Source organism: Acinetobacter sp. NIOH-H-8, from assembly GCF_046635365.1.
In the GTDB taxonomy this organism is placed as follows: domain Bacteria; phylum Pseudomonadota; class Gammaproteobacteria; order Pseudomonadales; family Moraxellaceae; genus Acinetobacter.
This window is the reverse complement of sequence record NZ_JBHDVN010000015.1, coordinates 52,934-69,041: the sequence shown is the minus strand read 5'-3', so window position 1 is coordinate 69,041 and position 16,108 is coordinate 52,934. Positions and strand designations below refer to the sequence as shown.

Here is a 16,108-nt window from a genome sequence, read left to right as displayed (position 1 = left end):
CTTTGATTTTGGCTGATTTGTCAGAGCCATCCAGAGTTGCCACTAATTCAATCGGGCCCTCCAAACGTTCAAGTAGTGTTTTTAATTGAGCTGAAGTATTTTGATCTAACATTGCTAACGTCTCCAAAGGAGTAAGAATTCATTCGATAAGTAGATATTAAGCTAAATCGATAAATAGATAAAACAGTTTGTTTTTATAAATTTGATCGGTTTTGCAAATGTATTGAAAAATTCATGATTAATTTCAAGCTTATATATGGATGCTTAGCATGAATTTTCAAGTAGTTTAGAATGATATTGCTCTTTTTCTGTTAATATCAGAATTCTGCATTTGAGAGTTGAACGATGGAATTACAACGCGGTATTTATCAACATTATAAGGGTAAACTTTATCAGGTCCTGCATGTGGCAACACATAGTGAAACGGAGGAAAAGCTGGTGGTTTATCAATGTCTTTATGGTAACTATTCGATTTGGGTTCGACCGCTATCCATGTTTACGGAAAGTATTAATACCAGTGATGATCGTGAAGTAGAACGCTTTAAATTGGTTCAGGCACTTTAATCAATCCATAAAAAATTTATTTAGATCACCTCAGGGAAGAGCAATGAATCAATTACAACATTTTGAAAGTTTCATGCAGGAGCTGTATAAGACCTTTCATGCGCATGATCTTCAGCAAACTGAACGTCTGCAACGCTATCGAAATATTGAGCCTGAATCAGGCCGATTTTTATCATTACTCATTCGTGCCCAGCAGTCCAAACGTATTCTGGAAATTGGGACTTCTACAGGCTATTCCACTTTATGGCTGGCCGAGGCTGCCCGGCAGACTCAAGCGATGATTACAACATTAGAAATAGATGCAGAAAGAGTTGCGCAGGCCGAGCAGTATGCAAATCGGCTAGGCTTAAAGGATTTGATTGATTTTAAAGTGACAGATGCCTTGTATTATCTGCAAGCTGAGCAGGACGTATTTGATTTTATATTGTTAGATGCGGAACGTGATGCTTATGTGGATTATTGGACCCATTTGGCCCGATTGCTCAAGCCAAAAGGTGGAGTATTGCTGGTGGATAATGTGATTTCACATGCTGCGGAAGTAGAAGAATTTATTCAGCTGATCCAGCAGGATTCACGTTTTATCATGAGTACATTGCCGATTGGAGCTGGCTTACTCATGGTGACTTATCGTTAAGCAGAAATTAGTTAAATTAAAACAGGCAAACTCGGTCGAAATGTAAGTTGTATTCAAGATATTTCTGTACAAAGGCCATTTTATCTTGGCGTCTTAACAGGTTGTCATAAACAAATTCGGGAACAGGATGGTAGAGCTCTATATCGCCATTGCTATAAATGATTTTCAGGTGGCGGCTAGAAGGACTATAAGCCCATGAGATCACGGTTAGCAGTTTTTGCATACGTTTTCCTCCACTGAATATTATTATCTTATGTCTTGAACTTATGCCAACTGACATTGAAGATGTATAACTGAATTGTAAGCATAAGTAGGGTATTGTTATGAAGAGGATGCAATATGCATGCCTGATTTTTATATGATCTTTAAAGTGAAAAATAAAGATTTGGCAGGATGGCTTTAGATAGAAGAAAAAGGAAAATAAAACGGTTGGCCAATAGAGCAATCAAATAAATGTTCAAATAAAAAACCACGCTAAAAGCGTGGTTTTTTATTTGAATCAGTTCAATCTAATACAGATTAGATTTTACCAACTAGGTCGATTGAAGGAGCAAGAGTTGCGTCGCCTTCTTTCCATTTAGCTGGGCAAACTTCGCCTGGGTGAGCGTGTACGTATTGAGCTGCTTTAACTTTACGAAGAAGTTCTTGAGCATCACGACCGATACCGCCAGCGTTGATTTCAACGATTTGGATTTTACCTTCTGGATCGATCACGAAAGTACCACGGTCAGCAAGGCCGTCAGCTTCGATTAGTACGTCGAAGTTTTTAGCAAGAGTCCAAGTAGGATCGCCAACCATTACGTATTGGATTTTTTTGATTTCTTCAGAAGAATCGTGCCAAGCTTTGTGAGTGAAGTGAGTGTCAGTAGAAACTGAGTAGATTTCAACGCCTAATTTTTTGAATTCTTCGTAGTTGTCAGCAAGGTCGCCAAGTTCAGTTGGGCAAACGAAAGTGAAGTCAGCTGGGTAGAAGAATACTACAGACCATTTACCTTTAAGATCAGCTTCTGTTACTTCGATGAATTTACCATTTTGGAACGCAGTTGTTTTGAACGGTTTAACTTCAGTATTAATTAAGCTCATCATTGTCTCCATGATTGAGGTTTGTATTTAATTTCCAATAGGGTACAGAAATTATTTTTCTTGCTGAAACAGTATTTTTACATAACATACATCGGAAAAACCGAATTAAGCTAAAAATAAAACACCATCAGCGCAAACAGCATTGCTCTTGATATAAATGATTCAACCGTAGAATGGTGAATACATCATGACAAGACTCACCCCGGTTTAATGCCTCTTCAGACATGATGCCGCAAGCAGTAAAATTCAAGGGCAAAAATTAAAAAATTATAAAAATATTCAAAATGGTCGTTCTTTCGCTTAGGGGCAATACAGCGTAAAATAGCTGCCTATTGTCTTTTTTTATATCAGGTGTTTTCTCAGTGCAGAGTCCTTTAAATGTAGATCAGCTCGTTATGGCGCGTGACCGTCATCGTTTAAATCGACTCCAAAAAGGTAAAGACGCCAACCAAAAGCAATATCAAGAATTATTTGAAAAATCGCATGCCAAAGTCATGCAGCGTATCGAACGCATCCCCAATATCAAGCTGAATCAGGATCTGCCTGTTACCCAGTATGCAGACAAGCTGATTGAAGCGATCCAGCAACATCAGGTCATTATTGTGGCTGGTGAAACCGGTTCCGGTAAAACTACGCAATTACCACAAATCGCCATGCTGGCAGGTCGAGGCCTGACTGGTCTGATTGGCCATACCCAGCCACGTCGTCTGGCTGCGCGTAGCGTCTCACAGCGTATTGCAGAAGAAGTTGGCGAAAAACTGGGTGAATCAATTTCCTTTAAGGTCCGTTTTAATGAACAGGGCTCGCAGGATTCGATTGTCCGTTTGATGACGGATGGTATTTTATTGGCAGAGTTGGCCAATGACCGGTTCCTGACCAAATACGACACCATTATCATCGATGAAGCGCATGAACGTTCGCTGAATATCGATTTCATCATGGGCTATCTCAAGCAGCTGTTGCCGCGTCGTAAAGATCTAAAAGTGATCATTACCTCGGCAACGCTGGATGTAAACCGTTTCAGTAACTACTTCAATGGCGCACCGATCTATGAAGTGGAAGGGCGTAGCTATCCGGTAGAAGTGCGTTATCGTCCAATTTCTGAAATGAGCATTGTCGGCAGTGATGACGACGAGTTTGATGATTTTGAAGAAAATCTGCCCCGTGCAGTGGTTGCAGCAGTAGAAGAATGTTTTCAGGATGCACAGGAAAAAGGTCATCCTGAACATGCCGATATCCTGATTTTTGCCAGTACCGAACAGGAAATTCGTGAACTGCAGGAAACCCTGATCAAGCATGGTCCACGTCATACGGAAGTGTTACCACTCTACGCACGATTAGCATTAGCAGAACAGCAAAAGATCTTTAATCCATCCGGTGGCGGTCGACGGATTATTATCGCCACCAACGTAGCAGAAACAGCATTAACTGTTCCGAATATTCGTTATGTGATTGATAGCGGTTTTGCCCGTATTTCCCGTTATAACTATCGTTCACGGGTGCAGCGTTTACCGATCGAAGCGGTTTCTCAAGCTGCTGCCAATCAGCGTAAAGGCCGTTGTGGCCGTATTGCGCCAGGCGTCTGTGTTCGTCTGTACAGTGAAGAGGACTTTTTAAGTCGTCCTGAATTTACCGAACCTGAGATTAAACGGACCAATCTGGCATCCGTTATTTTACAGATGCAAAGTCTGGGCCTAGGTTCACTGGAAGATTTTGATTTCATTGAGCCACCAGATCACCGCCTGGTCAATGATGGTCGCAAGCTCTTGATTGAGCTTGGGGCAATGGTGGAGAAGAGTAAAGCCCCTCTTTCTGAAAGAGGGGTTGGGGGAGATTCTACTAATCCTCCTAAATCCTCCTTTATGAAAGGAGGACTTCAAGGCAAGGGAGATTCTCTAACCAAGAGCGGTCAACAAATGGCAAAAATGCCAATTGATCCACGTCTGGCGCGAATGATTCTTGGCGGTGCGCATTTTGGTGCGCTGAATGAAGCTTTGGTGATTGTCGCGGCGCTGGCAGTACAAGACCCACGTGAACGTCCTGCGGATAAGCAGATGCAGGCTGATCAGAAACATGCCTTGTTCCGTGAAGCAGATTCAGATTTTTTGTTTTATATCAAGCTCTGGGATACCCTGCATAACAACCGTGAAAGTATGAGCGAAAACAAACGTCGTACTTTTGCACGGAATCATTTCTTGAGCTGGTTACGTCTGCGTGAATGGAAGAAAACTCATGAGCAGCTGGTGGATCTGGCTAAAGGCTTAAAACTGTCCTTTAATGAAAAGAAAGCCAGTTATGAAAATCTGCATCGCGCTTTATTGACTGGCTTACTGTCTTTTATTGCCAACAAGACTGATGAACGTAATGTGTTTATGGCAGTTCGTCAGCAGAAAGCACGAATTTTCCCGGCATCAACGCTGCACAAGACGAATACCCCATGGGTGATGGCTTTTGAAATGGTTGAAACCTCGCAGGTGTATTTACGGACTCTAGCGAAAATTGAGCCGGAATGGATTCTGCTAGCTGCGCGTGACTTGCTGAAACATCATTATTTCGAACCGCACTGGTCGAAAAAAGCGGGTGTAGTCAATGCCTATGATCAGATTTCGTTATTCGGTCTGATCATCGAGCCGAAACGTCCGGTCAATTATGAGAAAGTGGATCAGCCAGCTGCACATGAAATCTTCCTGCGTGATGCACTGACTACTGGCAATCTCGGTATTAATCCACCATTCCTGAAGCATAATCTGCTGAAACTGGAAGAAGTGGAACGGGTCGAAGACAAACTGCGCCGTCGTGATCTGGTGGTGGATGAAGAAACCATTTACCAGTTTTATGCCTCTAAAGTGCCGCCTGAAGTAGCCAGCCGCCGCAGTTTTGAAGACTGGCGTGCCACAGTAGAGCCACATGATCCACGTTATCTGTTTATTGATGATGATGCTCTGTGGCTGAATGATCGTCCGACCACACAACAGTTTCCGGATTATTTACGTAATGGTGAATTGCGTCTGGCGACCAGTTACCGTTTTGACCCAAGTCATGATGAAGATGGTGCAACAGTTAAAATTCCGCTACAGGCTTTGCCACAGGTCGATGAAAATATCTGGTCATGGGGTGTTCCAGGCTGGCGTCTGGATCTGATCGAAGCTTTATTAAAGACTTTGCCTAAAGATAAACGCCGTAGTCTGGTGCCGATTCCAGATACTGCGAAAAAGCTGGCAGCCCGTATTGATGCGGTAAATTTACGTGAGCATATTTTCAGTTTTCTGGCTTTCCAGTTGCGTGGCGAGCAGATTATAGAAAAAGATTTCAGCCTGGATCGGGTTGAGCAATATCTCTTGCCTTTGATCAAGGTGATTGATGAAAAAGGTCGTGTGATTGAACAAGGCCGTGATCTGGCCGAGTTAAAAGCCCGTTGCCGTACTGAAACTCATAGTCCGGTGAAACAGTTAAAAGGTGAATTTAAAACTTTTCCGGAAAACTTTGTCTTTGAAGCGTCGCAAAAAGTGACGGGTGTAGTGGTCAAGCAATATCAGGCACTGGTTCCGACCAAAGACTTTGCTGCACTGGAACAGAAAGATGAATCTGGTGTCGTGATTCAGACCTTTAATGATCAGGCTGAAGCCGTCAAACAGCATCGTGAAGGGATCATTCGGCTGGTGCATATGCAGCTCGGAGATCTGGTGCGTCAGCTGAAAAAACAGATTTCCAAACCGCTGGCACTGGCATATTCACCGCTTGGCGATAAGGCCCAACTGGAGCAAATGTTAGTTTATGCCACACTCCACCTGTCAATTAATGAGCTGCCTGTCAATATGCAAGAGTTCCAAAAGTTGGTAGAGGATGTAAAAAAATCTTTCCTGACTCATGGCCAGACTGCACTGAAAGAAATCACGGATATTTATATCCAGTGGCAGGAAATTCGTCGTAAATTACTGGTTTTAGACCCATCTATATTTGGAAAAAATATTGATGATATTGAGGATCAGCTTGATTTGATGAGTCTTTCTGACTTCGTTTATCGGAAACCTTCCGACGTATGGTCAGAATTTCCACGTTATTTGAAAGCCCTGATCTTGCGTTTAGAGCGCTTGCCAAATAACCTACAGAGGGATGATTCCGCCATTGACCAAATTGATCCGTGGATGGAAAAATTATTTAAGTTTAAAAATGACGCTCGCCTTAAAGAATTGTATTTTATGGTTGAGGAGTTAAGGATCTCATTGTTTTCTCAACCGATGAAAACGAAAACACCCATTTCTCCAACTCGCCTGCAAAAAGTATGGGAACGTCTTGGAATCAGTTAAGATATAGGTCATTTTGAGAAGGAGTTTTACATGGGCATCCGTATTACGGGTACTGGCTTGTTCCATCCGGAAGATGTCATTACCAATGAAGAGTTAGTTGAAAGTTTAAATGCTTATGTGGAACTGTATAATCACGAAAATGCAGATAAAATCGCTGCAGGCGAATTAGATGCGCGTCGTGGTTCTAGCGCAGAATTTATTGAAAAAGCGTCAGGCGTACAACGCCGTTATGTGTCAGAAAAAACTGGCATCCTCGATCCAAAACGTTTACGTCCAAATCTACGTGAACGTTCAGATGATGAAATTTCCCTTCAGGCAGAATGGGGCGTGATCGCAGCAAAACAGGCGATGGAAAATGCTGGTGTCACTGCTGAAGATATCGATGTTGTGATCCTGTCATGTTCAAATCTGCAACGTGCTTATCCTGCGGTTGCGATTGAAATCCAGACTGCTCTGGGTATTCAAGGTTATGCGTATGACATGAACGTCGCATGTTCAGCAGCAACTTTTGGTTTAAAACAGGCTGCCGATGCCATCAAAGCAGGTGCACGTCGTGTATTGCTGGTAAATGTCGAAATTACCTCTGCACATACCGATTTCCGTTCACGTGACTGTCACTTTATTTTTGGTGATGTCGCAACTGCATCGATCATTGAAGATACTGAAACTAAAACCGGTTTCGAGATTCTGGATACATCATTATTTACCCAGTTCTCAAACAATATCCGTAATAACTTCGGTTTCCTGAATACGTCTGAAAATGCAGATATTGACGACAAACGTTTCCGTCAGGACGGTCGTAAGGTATTTAAAGAAGTGTGTCCACTGGTTGCCAAGATGATTACTGCTCAACTTGAGAAAAATCATATTGCACCTACAGATGTAAAACGCTTCTGGTTGCACCAAGCCAATGCCAGCATGAATGAATTGATTCTGAAACTGGTAGTGGGTAAAGAAAATGCCAAACCAGGTCTGGTACCTATCATTCTGAATGAGTTTGCCAATACTTCTTCCGCAGGTGTCATTATTGCCTTACATCGTACTGCAAATGAAGTTGAAGACGGCGAATATGGCGTACTGTGTTCATTTGGTGCAGGCTATTCAGTGGGTTCAATCCTGGTACAAAAACGCGTGGCGTAAGCCGGGAGTATATTTTGCAGGTCAAGCATGACGCAGCATGGATCAGGCGCTTAAGTGCCTTATCCAAACTGTATTTCACGCCTACTTTTTTAGGGGCTGAAAATATTGATGCCAGTCGACCTGCAATGTATGTCGGTAATCATTCCATGTATGGCATCTTTGATGCGCCAATGCTGATTGATTACCTGTACAATGAACATCAAGTGGCTGTGGTCAGTATTGCTGATCATAGCCATTTTTATGTGCCGCTATGGCGTGAAGCAGTGAAGAAATTTGGTGCTATTGATGGTATACAGGACTATGTGCGCTCAGCTATGCAGCAAGGCTACTCGATTCTGGTCTTTCCGGGTGGTGGCCGTGAAGTGCTGAAACGGGAAGGTGAGCAGTATCAGCTGATCTGGAAAGAGCGTTACGGTTTCCTGAAATTAGCACAAGAGTTTCAATACGATATTGTCCCTTTTGCTGCACTCGGCGGTGATGAAATCTATGAGATTGGATTTGATGCCAATAAGATCATTCAACATAAGTATTTTCAAAAATTATTAAAAATTCCCCAACTCAATAAATTATTACGTCATGGTGACGTGATTCCTTCCTTACCTAAAAATCTGTTTCCCAAACGCTTGCCTTTTTATTTTCAGTTTATGCCGCGGCAGCCAATTCATCATGTGCAGCACGAGAATGATCTGATTGATTTTCGTGAGTATTTACAACACAAGATCTATCAGGGGCTAGAACTGTTGGCTGACAGACGTCGGCAAGATGAAGTCTAGGTCTTTTCATCATTCCTGCTTTGCTTTACATTGAGATCGAATCGTCTAAAAAATCACCATGCTTCAATTTCTGTAATAGAAAGGAAAAAGCGATTTTAAAGGATTGAAATTCAGTAGGTCTGTAACTCAATAGGGTTAAAACGAAGGGGGAAATATGGAACAGGAGGGTTTGTTACTGCCATTCAGACAGCTCGCTGAACAATGCCTCAGTATTTTTCCTGAGTTAAATCAGCTGTATCTGGATCAAATGGCGCTTATTGGTCATGTGAATGCCCAGAATTTGTTCAGGATTCATCAGGATGAGCATCGAATTGATCTGCTTAATGGCTTATTAAATATACAGCTATATACACCTCAAGATTTAAATCTGGAAAGTCCCCATGCCTTAGCAGAAATGCAGATTGATTCCAGGCTGGCTAAAGCAGAGGCTTTGGAAGAGTTTTTCTTTCAGGATATTTACTTTCTGACTGGGGATTTAAAGCCCCAGCATTCCCTGTTTTTACGTGATAAAGCCAAACAGCTCCGTCAACTTATTATTGATCAAGTCTATATATGGGTTAATGCGCCTGAACGAGTTGCTAATTGCTTAAAGCAGATGTCGCTTGTGCAAGCTGAAATTATCGACTCCTTTATGATTAAGGCTGAAGTTTATACTCAGCCTTTGATCAGCAATTGTCTTCAAAGTGGGCATGAGATTCCTGCGCATGTCTTAAAACAGCTACAGCAAATCTTTTCCTTGCAACATTTGCAGTCAGATGAGTTTCTATCGATTCAGTCAGTGATGGACAGTCTGGATGCATTCTGTTTCAGTGCGCCTGAGTTTCTGCACCCCGCGACCTTCCGGATTATCTCCTTATCCTTTGAAAACCGGTTCAATCTGCATGAGCTGAATGACCATATTGACGATATCCGTTTGCTGTATCGGCATTCCGAAGAGCAAAGTCATCTACTGGGCTTTGTACGGCTGATGAATCGTGATAGCTGGCATCGGAGTGATCTGCTATCCAAACGCAATTTTCTGGAAAATAATCCTTATTTATGGCAGAAAAAAGTCGCCAAACTTCCTTTATTTGACTGTCATCGGGTAGTGAACTGGTTATTTAAACAGCCTGCGGAAATTTTGGATTGGCTGAGCAGCAATATTCAACATAGCAGTGTGCGGGTGGCGGCAACAGCTTTAAGCTTTATCGATACGCATCATGTTCATCCGCAGATTGTTTTAGCTACCTTGCAATATTTTCAATATATCGCAGCACGTCTGTTTATTGATGATGTTCATCAATATGCCATTCAGCATTGCTGGTTTGAGTATGAGCGGAATCGAAAAGTTGTTCTCAAAGGGATGCGTCAGGCTGTTGAGGATCATCGTATTGCGATTAGTCCATCGATTTTATATCTGGATGAATGGATCGGATTATTGCGGGATGTAGTGGCAATGGATGATCAGATGACTAAAAGAGTTTACGCTAACTTAAGTCGGGTGATGCAGGCTTATATGCAGCATCTGTATAAGGTCACCCGTGATTTGCCTGAAGAGGTGTTGGCTTATATTCGGCCTCAAACTCAGCAAGACCGTGATTTTTATAATGTGCTCCAACGTAACCAGATTCCATTTGTAGAATTTAGAAAGCGCTTTTATTTACATGCAAAGCATGTACGGGAATCCTGTTTTGATGGTTATATCCGTGATTATCTGCCGGAGTATTTTTCTACTCAAACAGAAGTGCCTAAGAATTTAAGCTGGACCAGTTTATTTATGCAGGCAGTTGCCTGGCATGAGCAGATTCAGAAGCAGGAAATTATTGCCAAGCTCAAAAAAGACTTTGCTTTAGCCAGCTGGAGGCCGCTGACACAGGCACATTTTCTACTGTATTTTAATTGGCGGTTTGAGGAATTGAAAACACTAGAGCGGATTATTGAAGAGGCTAGAATATTCCGGAACTGTCTGGCTGCAAGTTATGCACAGCGTATAGTCGAAGGTGAATATGTGGCCTTTCGCATGTCACATCCTGCCATTAAATTACCTTTGATTTTAGGCTGTCAGTTGCAGAATGACCAAGTCATTTTTGACCAGCTTGAGTATCCAAATAATCAAAAAGCGGAAGTTGAATATATCAATATTGCCCAGCATTTTATTAACTGGTTAAACCTGCAGGCTTGACCTGATTCAGTGCTTTTCTGTCCGTGAAGCTTAACTTTTCCGGCAAAAATCGTTAGGCTATAGCCGTTCTTTTACGGTATCTCTTTTATGAAACAGGAAACTGCACTTAAGCTCTTAAAAGCAGGGGAAAATGTCTTTTTAACCGGTTCTGCGGGTGCAGGGAAAACTTATACGCTTAATCAATATATCAATTATCTGAAAGCCCGTAAGGTGTCGGTTGCCATTACTGCATCGACTGGTATTGCGGCAACGCATATGAATGGCATGACCATTCATACCTGGGCAGGAATCGGGATCAAAGACTTTTTGTCTGAAGAAGACCTGAAGCGGATGAAAGAGCGTAAATACCTGAAAGAACACTTGGAAAATGCGCAAGTCCTGATCATTGATGAAATTTCCATGCTGCATGCCAAGCAGCTCAATCTGGTCAATCAGGTGCTGAAATATTTCAAGGAAAGCGATGAAGCTTTTGGCGGGATTCAAGTCATTGTTGCAGGAGACTTTTTCCAGTTACCGCCTGTTGGAAAAAATGATGAACGTAACCGCGATAAATTCTGTTTTATGTCGGATGCCTGGGTTGAAGCCAAGTTTCGGGTTTGTTATCTGACCGAGCAGCATCGTCAGGGTAATGATTATCTGAATGATATTCTGAATGCCATTCGTGCGCAGGCCATTTCACCTGAACATCGTTCAGCACTACAGGCCACACGTCAGCAGGATATTGGCGATACTTATACACGTCTCTATACCCACAATATGGATGTTGACAGCATTAACTTTAAGCATCTGAATGAAATTGATCAGGATCCCCGCCAGTTTGATGCGCAATGTGATGGTAATGAAAAACTGATTGAAACCTTAAAGTCTTCAGTCCGTGCACCCGAAGCCTTAACCCTGAAAAAACATGCCAAGGTCATGTTCGTGAAAAATAACTTTGATATGGGCTATATCAATGGCAGCTTGGGCGAAGTAATTGGCTTTGAAGATGATGATGAGCATGGCGTGCTGCCAAAGGTCAAACTGACAGATGGAACTACATTAATTGTAGAGCCTGAAACCTGGTCAGTGGATAATGAAGCAGGCAAAACCATTGCCAGTTTCCAGCAGATTCCACTACGTCTGGCTTGGGCGATTACCATTCATAAGTCTCAAGGCATGACGCTAGAAGCTGCTGAGATTGACCTGAGCCATACCTTTGAAAAAGGTCAGGGCTATGTAGCATTATCCCGTTTAAAAAGTTTAAATGGTCTACGCTTAAAAGGCTTTAATGAACAGGCTCTGGAACTGGATAGTCTTGCCATTAAGGCTGATCGCCGTTTTCAGGAACTGTCAGATGAAGCAGAAGCGAATTTTGAAAATGTAGATTTGACTGTACAGCATAAGGCCTTTATTCGTCATTGTGGTGGCACTTTGAACGAAGTCGAGATCCAGCGCAATGAGAAGAAAATTGCCAAAAATGGTGGTAAGCAAAACTACGCGACTGCAACCTTGGATGAAACCCGTGAATTGTTTGAAGAAGGTTATGAGATTTCCGATATCGCAACTGAACGTGGCTTGACGCCGGCAACCATCATTAATCATCTGGGACGTTTGCATAAAGAGCAAGGGCTGGATATTTCGGTGGCTCATCCAGGTGAAGAGGTCGTTGAACAAGTCCGCAAGATTTATAAACGTCTAACCAAACGTCAAAATTCAGATCATTTTAATGATGATGGCAGTATTAAATTACGTCCGATCGTGGAACTGACCAGCCCACGTATGGGTTATGATCAGGTGCGTTTGGCCTTGCTGTTTGTGGAATAGGTTGGTTGATTTATGGCTATTCGACAAGTTATTAAATTATAGGAAATTAGACTTATCTCTTAAAAGATGAGGTTTGGCTGAGTGAGGTGATCTTGTGATTTTAAGCTTAATCTTGTTATAAATTATAACTGAGATAAATTTTAATGACTGGCGCCAAGGATGTTGCCGTTGATCTGTGGCACAAGGACATGTCATCAGATCAACAAATGGTTTTTGTTGCTTTTGTCTTTCAAAAGTAAGGCTCCAAGTATGTAAGGTAAATGAAAGCCAAATCATGATCACTGGCAGATAAAATTCATAAGCAGAATTTTTAAATTGTTAGAGTTGTTTTTTAAAGTCCGATCTATCATCTCGTTCCAATCAATAACGATAAAATCCCGGCCGCAATTAATGGCCCGACTGGGACACCACGAAGTACCGCCACACCTGCGACGGTACCAATTAATAGACCTGCAACGACATCAGGCTGACTCGACATCAGTTTCACCCCACGTCCACCAAGCCAGGCAACAAATAGACCGATTGCAATTGCCAGTAAAGATTTCCAGCTCAGGAAAGATTTAAGAATACTGTCACCGGGAATTTTCCCGCTAGCAATCGGAGCCAATACGCCAATGGTTAAAATAATAATCCCGATATTTAAACCATGTTGCTGTACATAAGGTAAGAGTTCATTGAGAGGCGTGATTTTTAATACGATCAACACGGCCGCAGCAATGGTCACAGCAGTATTATGACTAAAAATACCGCAAGCCAGTAGAACCAGAAGAACAAGCAGATTCAGATCAAGTTGGGACATGAGGAGATAAAAAAATGAAAAGTCACAGGATTATAGGCTTTTTAGCCATTTAAAGGGAGAAAGCTCTACAAGAAATGAATCTGGTTAGTTTTCAGTATAGAATGCGCCTATCTTTCGTATAAACAGGTTCAGACAGATGCTATTGGAAAAAATGTTGCAATCACAAGGTTTCGGTTCACGAAAACATTGTCAGCAACTGATTAAAAATGGTGCTGTTTCGATTCAGGGCGAACTCATCGATAACCCCAAGCATAAGCTGAATCTGCAAGATCTGACTTTTAGCGTCTATGGTCATGAGTATCGCTATCGGGAAAAAGTATATATCGCGCTCAATAAGCCTCAAGATTATGAATGCTCACATCAGGCTACCCATCATTTCAGTGTATTTGATCTGTTTGATGATACCTTGTTAAACCGTGGAATTCAATGTGTAGGTCGTCTCGATCAGGACACTACCGGACTGTTATTGCTGACGGATGATGGTCAGTTTCTACAAGCGTTGACCCATCCTAAAAAACATGTAGCGAAAGTCTATCAGATGACTACTGCTGATCCCGTGACGGATGAGCAGATTCAACAGCTTGAACAGGGTGTGGAATTGAGAAATGAAAAAGGCACCTTTGCTGCTACAGATATTGTTCGTCTGAATGACAATCGACTGCAAATGACCATTCATCAAGGTGTGTATCATCAGGTGAAACGTATGCTGGCAGCTGTTGGCAATAAAGTGGAGCAGCTGCATCGTGCCCAGATTGGTGCATTGGCCTTAAATGAACTGGCAATAGGGGAATGGACCTATCTGGATGCAGAACAAGTGGCACAGGCAAAATTCCGTACCGAATAAAGTCTGGGATTTATTTCAGGAAACAATGGAAAGTCACAAATTCATTGTCCTGAATAAATCCAAGTGATTCATAAAGTTTATGTGACTGATAATTGGTTTTTTGCGTCTCCAGGCTGATTCGAAGCGCATTTTCATGCCGGGCAAATAAAATAGCAGTATCAATCAGTTGCTTGGCTGCACCATGCCGGCGATAAGGCGGGCTAATATAGACATCGTCCAGCACATAATAAGTAGAACATGCGACTGAGGAAAATCTTAAATACAGCAGAATAAATCCGGTAAAAATATCATCCTTGGTATTGATGAAAATGACAGTTTGACCATCTTCAAAACGCTGTTTCAAAAACTCGTAAGATAAATCCAGATTGGAAGAAGTACCATAAAATTGACGGTACTCATCAAATAAAACGGCCAGGTTAGGTAGATCTTCTGACTGGGCACGTCGCACGATCATCGGCTTACTCCATGTTAATTTTATTATTTATCATTAACATCAAGCATAGCGAAGTTTGAAAGGAGAGAAACTTAAGAATTGTTCGTAAATGCAACAATGTTAAATTTTGTCGCTTTCACCTAAAATAGCATTCAGTTCTTCAAATAAATCAAAATGATCATCATCCAGATTCATTTCCTGATGATCTTCAGAAACGGCTGTAGCACTTGGACTTGAGGCTTGTTCTGCCTTAAGTTCATTCTGTTTCTGCTTGCGTAACTTGATCAGCTGTTCCAGATTAATATTCTGATTTTCAATCGAGAAGGGGATTGATTTGGTCAGAACCACCTGTTTAAAAAAAAGACGAACTGCCTGAGCCGGCGTAATCCCCAATTGTTTAAATACTGCAAATGCCTGTTTCTTCTCTTGGGAATCCAGGCGAATTTGATAAACTTCAGTTTTTCTCATAATATTTTCAAAGCTTTAAATTACTTAACTTTTCGCCTTATTCTAATCGATAACTTCGGGATTTCAATCCTCAAGTTGCCGTTTTTAGAAAATAATCTGTAATGACAAGAGATTTACAGTGTCAATTCAAGTTTAGAGCTAAATTGCATCTGCTTTTGGGTAACTGGATCCGTAAACTGAATGTGTTTGGCCAGTAGCTGTAACGGTGCAGAAAAATCATCATCCGCCTTATGGGCAACCTGCGGATAAAAAGGATCATTCTGGATCGGAATCCCCAAATGACTTAAATGTACCCTTAACTGATGCTGCTTTCCTGTATGCGGTTTTAGCTCATATTTGCCCCATTGCTGATCATGTTGCAGCAATTGAATTTCGGTTTCGCTATTAGGTTCTCCCTCTACCACCTGCATGGTATAAAAGGGCTGGCCTTTCTCCATTTTCAGCTTTGTGATGAGTGGAAAACTTAAATCATCACGATAAGCCGCAATTGTATGATAGGTTTTCTTTACCTGCCGAGTCGCAAACATTTGCTGATAAACGCCACGAGATTGCACACATTTTGAAATCAGCACCACTCCTGCTGTTTCACGATCTAAGCGATGAATCGGAGTAAGATGTTCATTTCCAGTTTGCTGTTTTAGGCGTACCAGCAAGGTTTCCTGTACATATTGTCCAGTAGGACTCATGGTCAGAAAATGCGGTTTATCTACGACCAGCAGATGCTCATTCTCAAACAGAATCTGATGCTGAAAAGGAACATGCACTTCGTGTGCCAAAAAACGATAATAAAAACAATGAGTATTCGCTTGAAAAGAACTTTCGATGGTTAAGGCTTTGCCCTGAGCATCATAAACCAGACCATTATCGAAACGGGATTGCCATTCGCTCGACTCAATATGGGGAAATTGCGCGCACAGATAGGCATAGACTGTCTTGGGTGAATTTGATGTCGCTTGCAGGAATACTTTACTTGCCGTAACCCCATTCAGCATGGGTGGGTTAAATTCAACAGTCGAAGTCATCACAACGTGGATCTATCTCTGGTCTGGAACGGATGCTGTGAAAAAATACAGTTTCTCACAGAGGTGAATAGGCTTTT

At 41.9% G+C, this 16,108-nt stretch carries 14 protein-coding genes and 1 pseudogene; 8 read left to right on the top strand and 7 right to left on the bottom strand.

Annotated elements, in window-relative coordinates:
• Nucleotides 1–112 (bottom strand): annotated as a pseudogene (locus ACEWB7_RS08330) (alkyl hydroperoxide reductase); the annotation flags it as partial.
• Nucleotides 113–345: 233 nt separating this feature from the next.
• On the opposite strand from ACEWB7_RS08330, the gene ACEWB7_RS08325 reads away from it, so the two are divergent.
• On the top strand, nt 346–564 hold the full coding sequence (locus ACEWB7_RS08325; RefSeq protein ID WP_312316150.1) for a DUF1653 domain-containing protein: 219 nt from the start codon (nt 346–348) through the stop codon (nt 562–564).
• 43 nt (nt 565–607) lie between these two features.
• Complete coding sequence (locus tag ACEWB7_RS08320) at nt 608–1,198, top strand: O-methyltransferase (protein WP_312308946.1); 591 nt, start codon at nt 608–610, stop codon at nt 1,196–1,198.
• A 16-nt stretch (nt 1,199–1,214) separates the two neighbouring features.
• Here the strand turns inward: ACEWB7_RS08320 and ACEWB7_RS08315 are convergent, their stop codons facing one another.
• Both ACEWB7_RS08315 and ahpC read right to left on the bottom strand, forming a co-directional pair.
• Entirely contained in the window at nt 1,215–1,421 is a 207-nt protein-coding gene (locus ACEWB7_RS08315) for a KTSC domain-containing protein (protein ID WP_004784043.1), read from the bottom strand.
• Between the two features lie 296 nt (nt 1,422–1,717).
• The gene (gene ahpC, locus ACEWB7_RS08310) at nt 1,718–2,281 is read right to left on the bottom strand and encodes an alkyl hydroperoxide reductase subunit C (RefSeq protein ID WP_004784041.1); all 564 of its coding nucleotides are present in this window, start codon (nt 2,279–2,281) and stop codon (nt 1,718–1,720) included.
• 362 nt (nt 2,282–2,643) lie between these two features.
• Between ahpC and hrpA the strand changes: the two genes are divergently transcribed.
• The 5 genes from hrpA to ACEWB7_RS08285 all read left to right on the top strand — a co-directional run bounded on the left by hrpA (nt 2,644) and on the right by ACEWB7_RS08285 (nt 12,465).
• Nucleotides 2,644–6,588 carry an ATP-dependent RNA helicase HrpA gene (hrpA, locus tag ACEWB7_RS08305; protein WP_411580576.1) on the top strand — a complete coding sequence of 1,315 codons (3,945 nt, stop codon included), beginning with the start codon at nt 2,644–2,646 and terminating at the stop codon, nt 6,586–6,588.
• 30 nt (nt 6,589–6,618) lie between these two features.
• Nucleotides 6,619–7,728: a beta-ketoacyl-ACP synthase III gene (locus ACEWB7_RS08300; RefSeq protein ID WP_004784039.1), complete on the top strand. Its 1,110-nt coding sequence runs from the start codon at nt 6,619–6,621 to the stop codon at nt 7,726–7,728.
• A gap of 14 nt (nt 7,729–7,742) precedes the next feature.
• The gene (locus ACEWB7_RS08295) at nt 7,743–8,501 is read left to right on the top strand and encodes a 1-acyl-sn-glycerol-3-phosphate acyltransferase (RefSeq protein ID WP_159124014.1); all 759 of its coding nucleotides are present in this window, start codon (nt 7,743–7,745) and stop codon (nt 8,499–8,501) included.
• A 154-nt stretch (nt 8,502–8,655) separates the two neighbouring features.
• Nucleotides 8,656–10,662, top strand: a complete 2,007-nt coding sequence (locus ACEWB7_RS08290) for a hypothetical protein (protein WP_312308938.1) — start codon at nt 8,656–8,658, stop codon at nt 10,660–10,662.
• An 87-nt stretch (nt 10,663–10,749) separates the two neighbouring features.
• Complete coding sequence (locus tag ACEWB7_RS08285) at nt 10,750–12,465, top strand: AAA family ATPase (protein WP_180068828.1); 1,716 nt, start codon at nt 10,750–10,752, stop codon at nt 12,463–12,465.
• 346 nt (nt 12,466–12,811) lie between these two features.
• On the opposite strand, the gene ACEWB7_RS08280 is transcribed toward ACEWB7_RS08285, so the two are convergent.
• The gene (locus ACEWB7_RS08280) at nt 12,812–13,264 is read right to left on the bottom strand and encodes a DUF441 domain-containing protein (RefSeq protein ID WP_312308936.1); all 453 of its coding nucleotides are present in this window, start codon (nt 13,262–13,264) and stop codon (nt 12,812–12,814) included.
• Between the two features lie 136 nt (nt 13,265–13,400).
• Between ACEWB7_RS08280 and ACEWB7_RS08275 the strand changes: the two genes are divergently transcribed.
• Nucleotides 13,401–14,108: a pseudouridine synthase gene (locus ACEWB7_RS08275; protein ID WP_180138704.1), complete on the top strand. Its 708-nt coding sequence runs from the start codon at nt 13,401–13,403 to the stop codon at nt 14,106–14,108.
• Between the two features lie 10 nt (nt 14,109–14,118).
• Here ACEWB7_RS08275 and ACEWB7_RS08270 read toward each other — a convergent pair whose 3' ends face one another.
• The 3 genes from ACEWB7_RS08270 to ACEWB7_RS08260 form a co-directional block, all read right to left on the bottom strand.
• Nucleotides 14,119–14,562, bottom strand: coding sequence for a GNAT family N-acetyltransferase (locus tag ACEWB7_RS08270; RefSeq protein ID WP_004784033.1), 444 nt, complete (start codon nt 14,560–14,562; stop codon nt 14,119–14,121).
• A 99-nt stretch (nt 14,563–14,661) separates the two neighbouring features.
• Nucleotides 14,662–15,009 carry a type II toxin-antitoxin system RelB/DinJ family antitoxin gene (locus ACEWB7_RS08265; protein ID WP_180068822.1) on the bottom strand — a complete coding sequence of 116 codons (348 nt, stop codon included), beginning with the start codon at nt 15,007–15,009 and terminating at the stop codon, nt 14,662–14,664.
• Nucleotides 15,010–15,122: 113 nt separating this feature from the next.
• Entirely contained in the window at nt 15,123–16,031 is a 909-nt protein-coding gene (locus tag ACEWB7_RS08260) for an RluA family pseudouridine synthase (RefSeq protein ID WP_411580578.1), read from the bottom strand.
• Nucleotides 16,032–16,108: the final 77 nt, after the last annotated feature.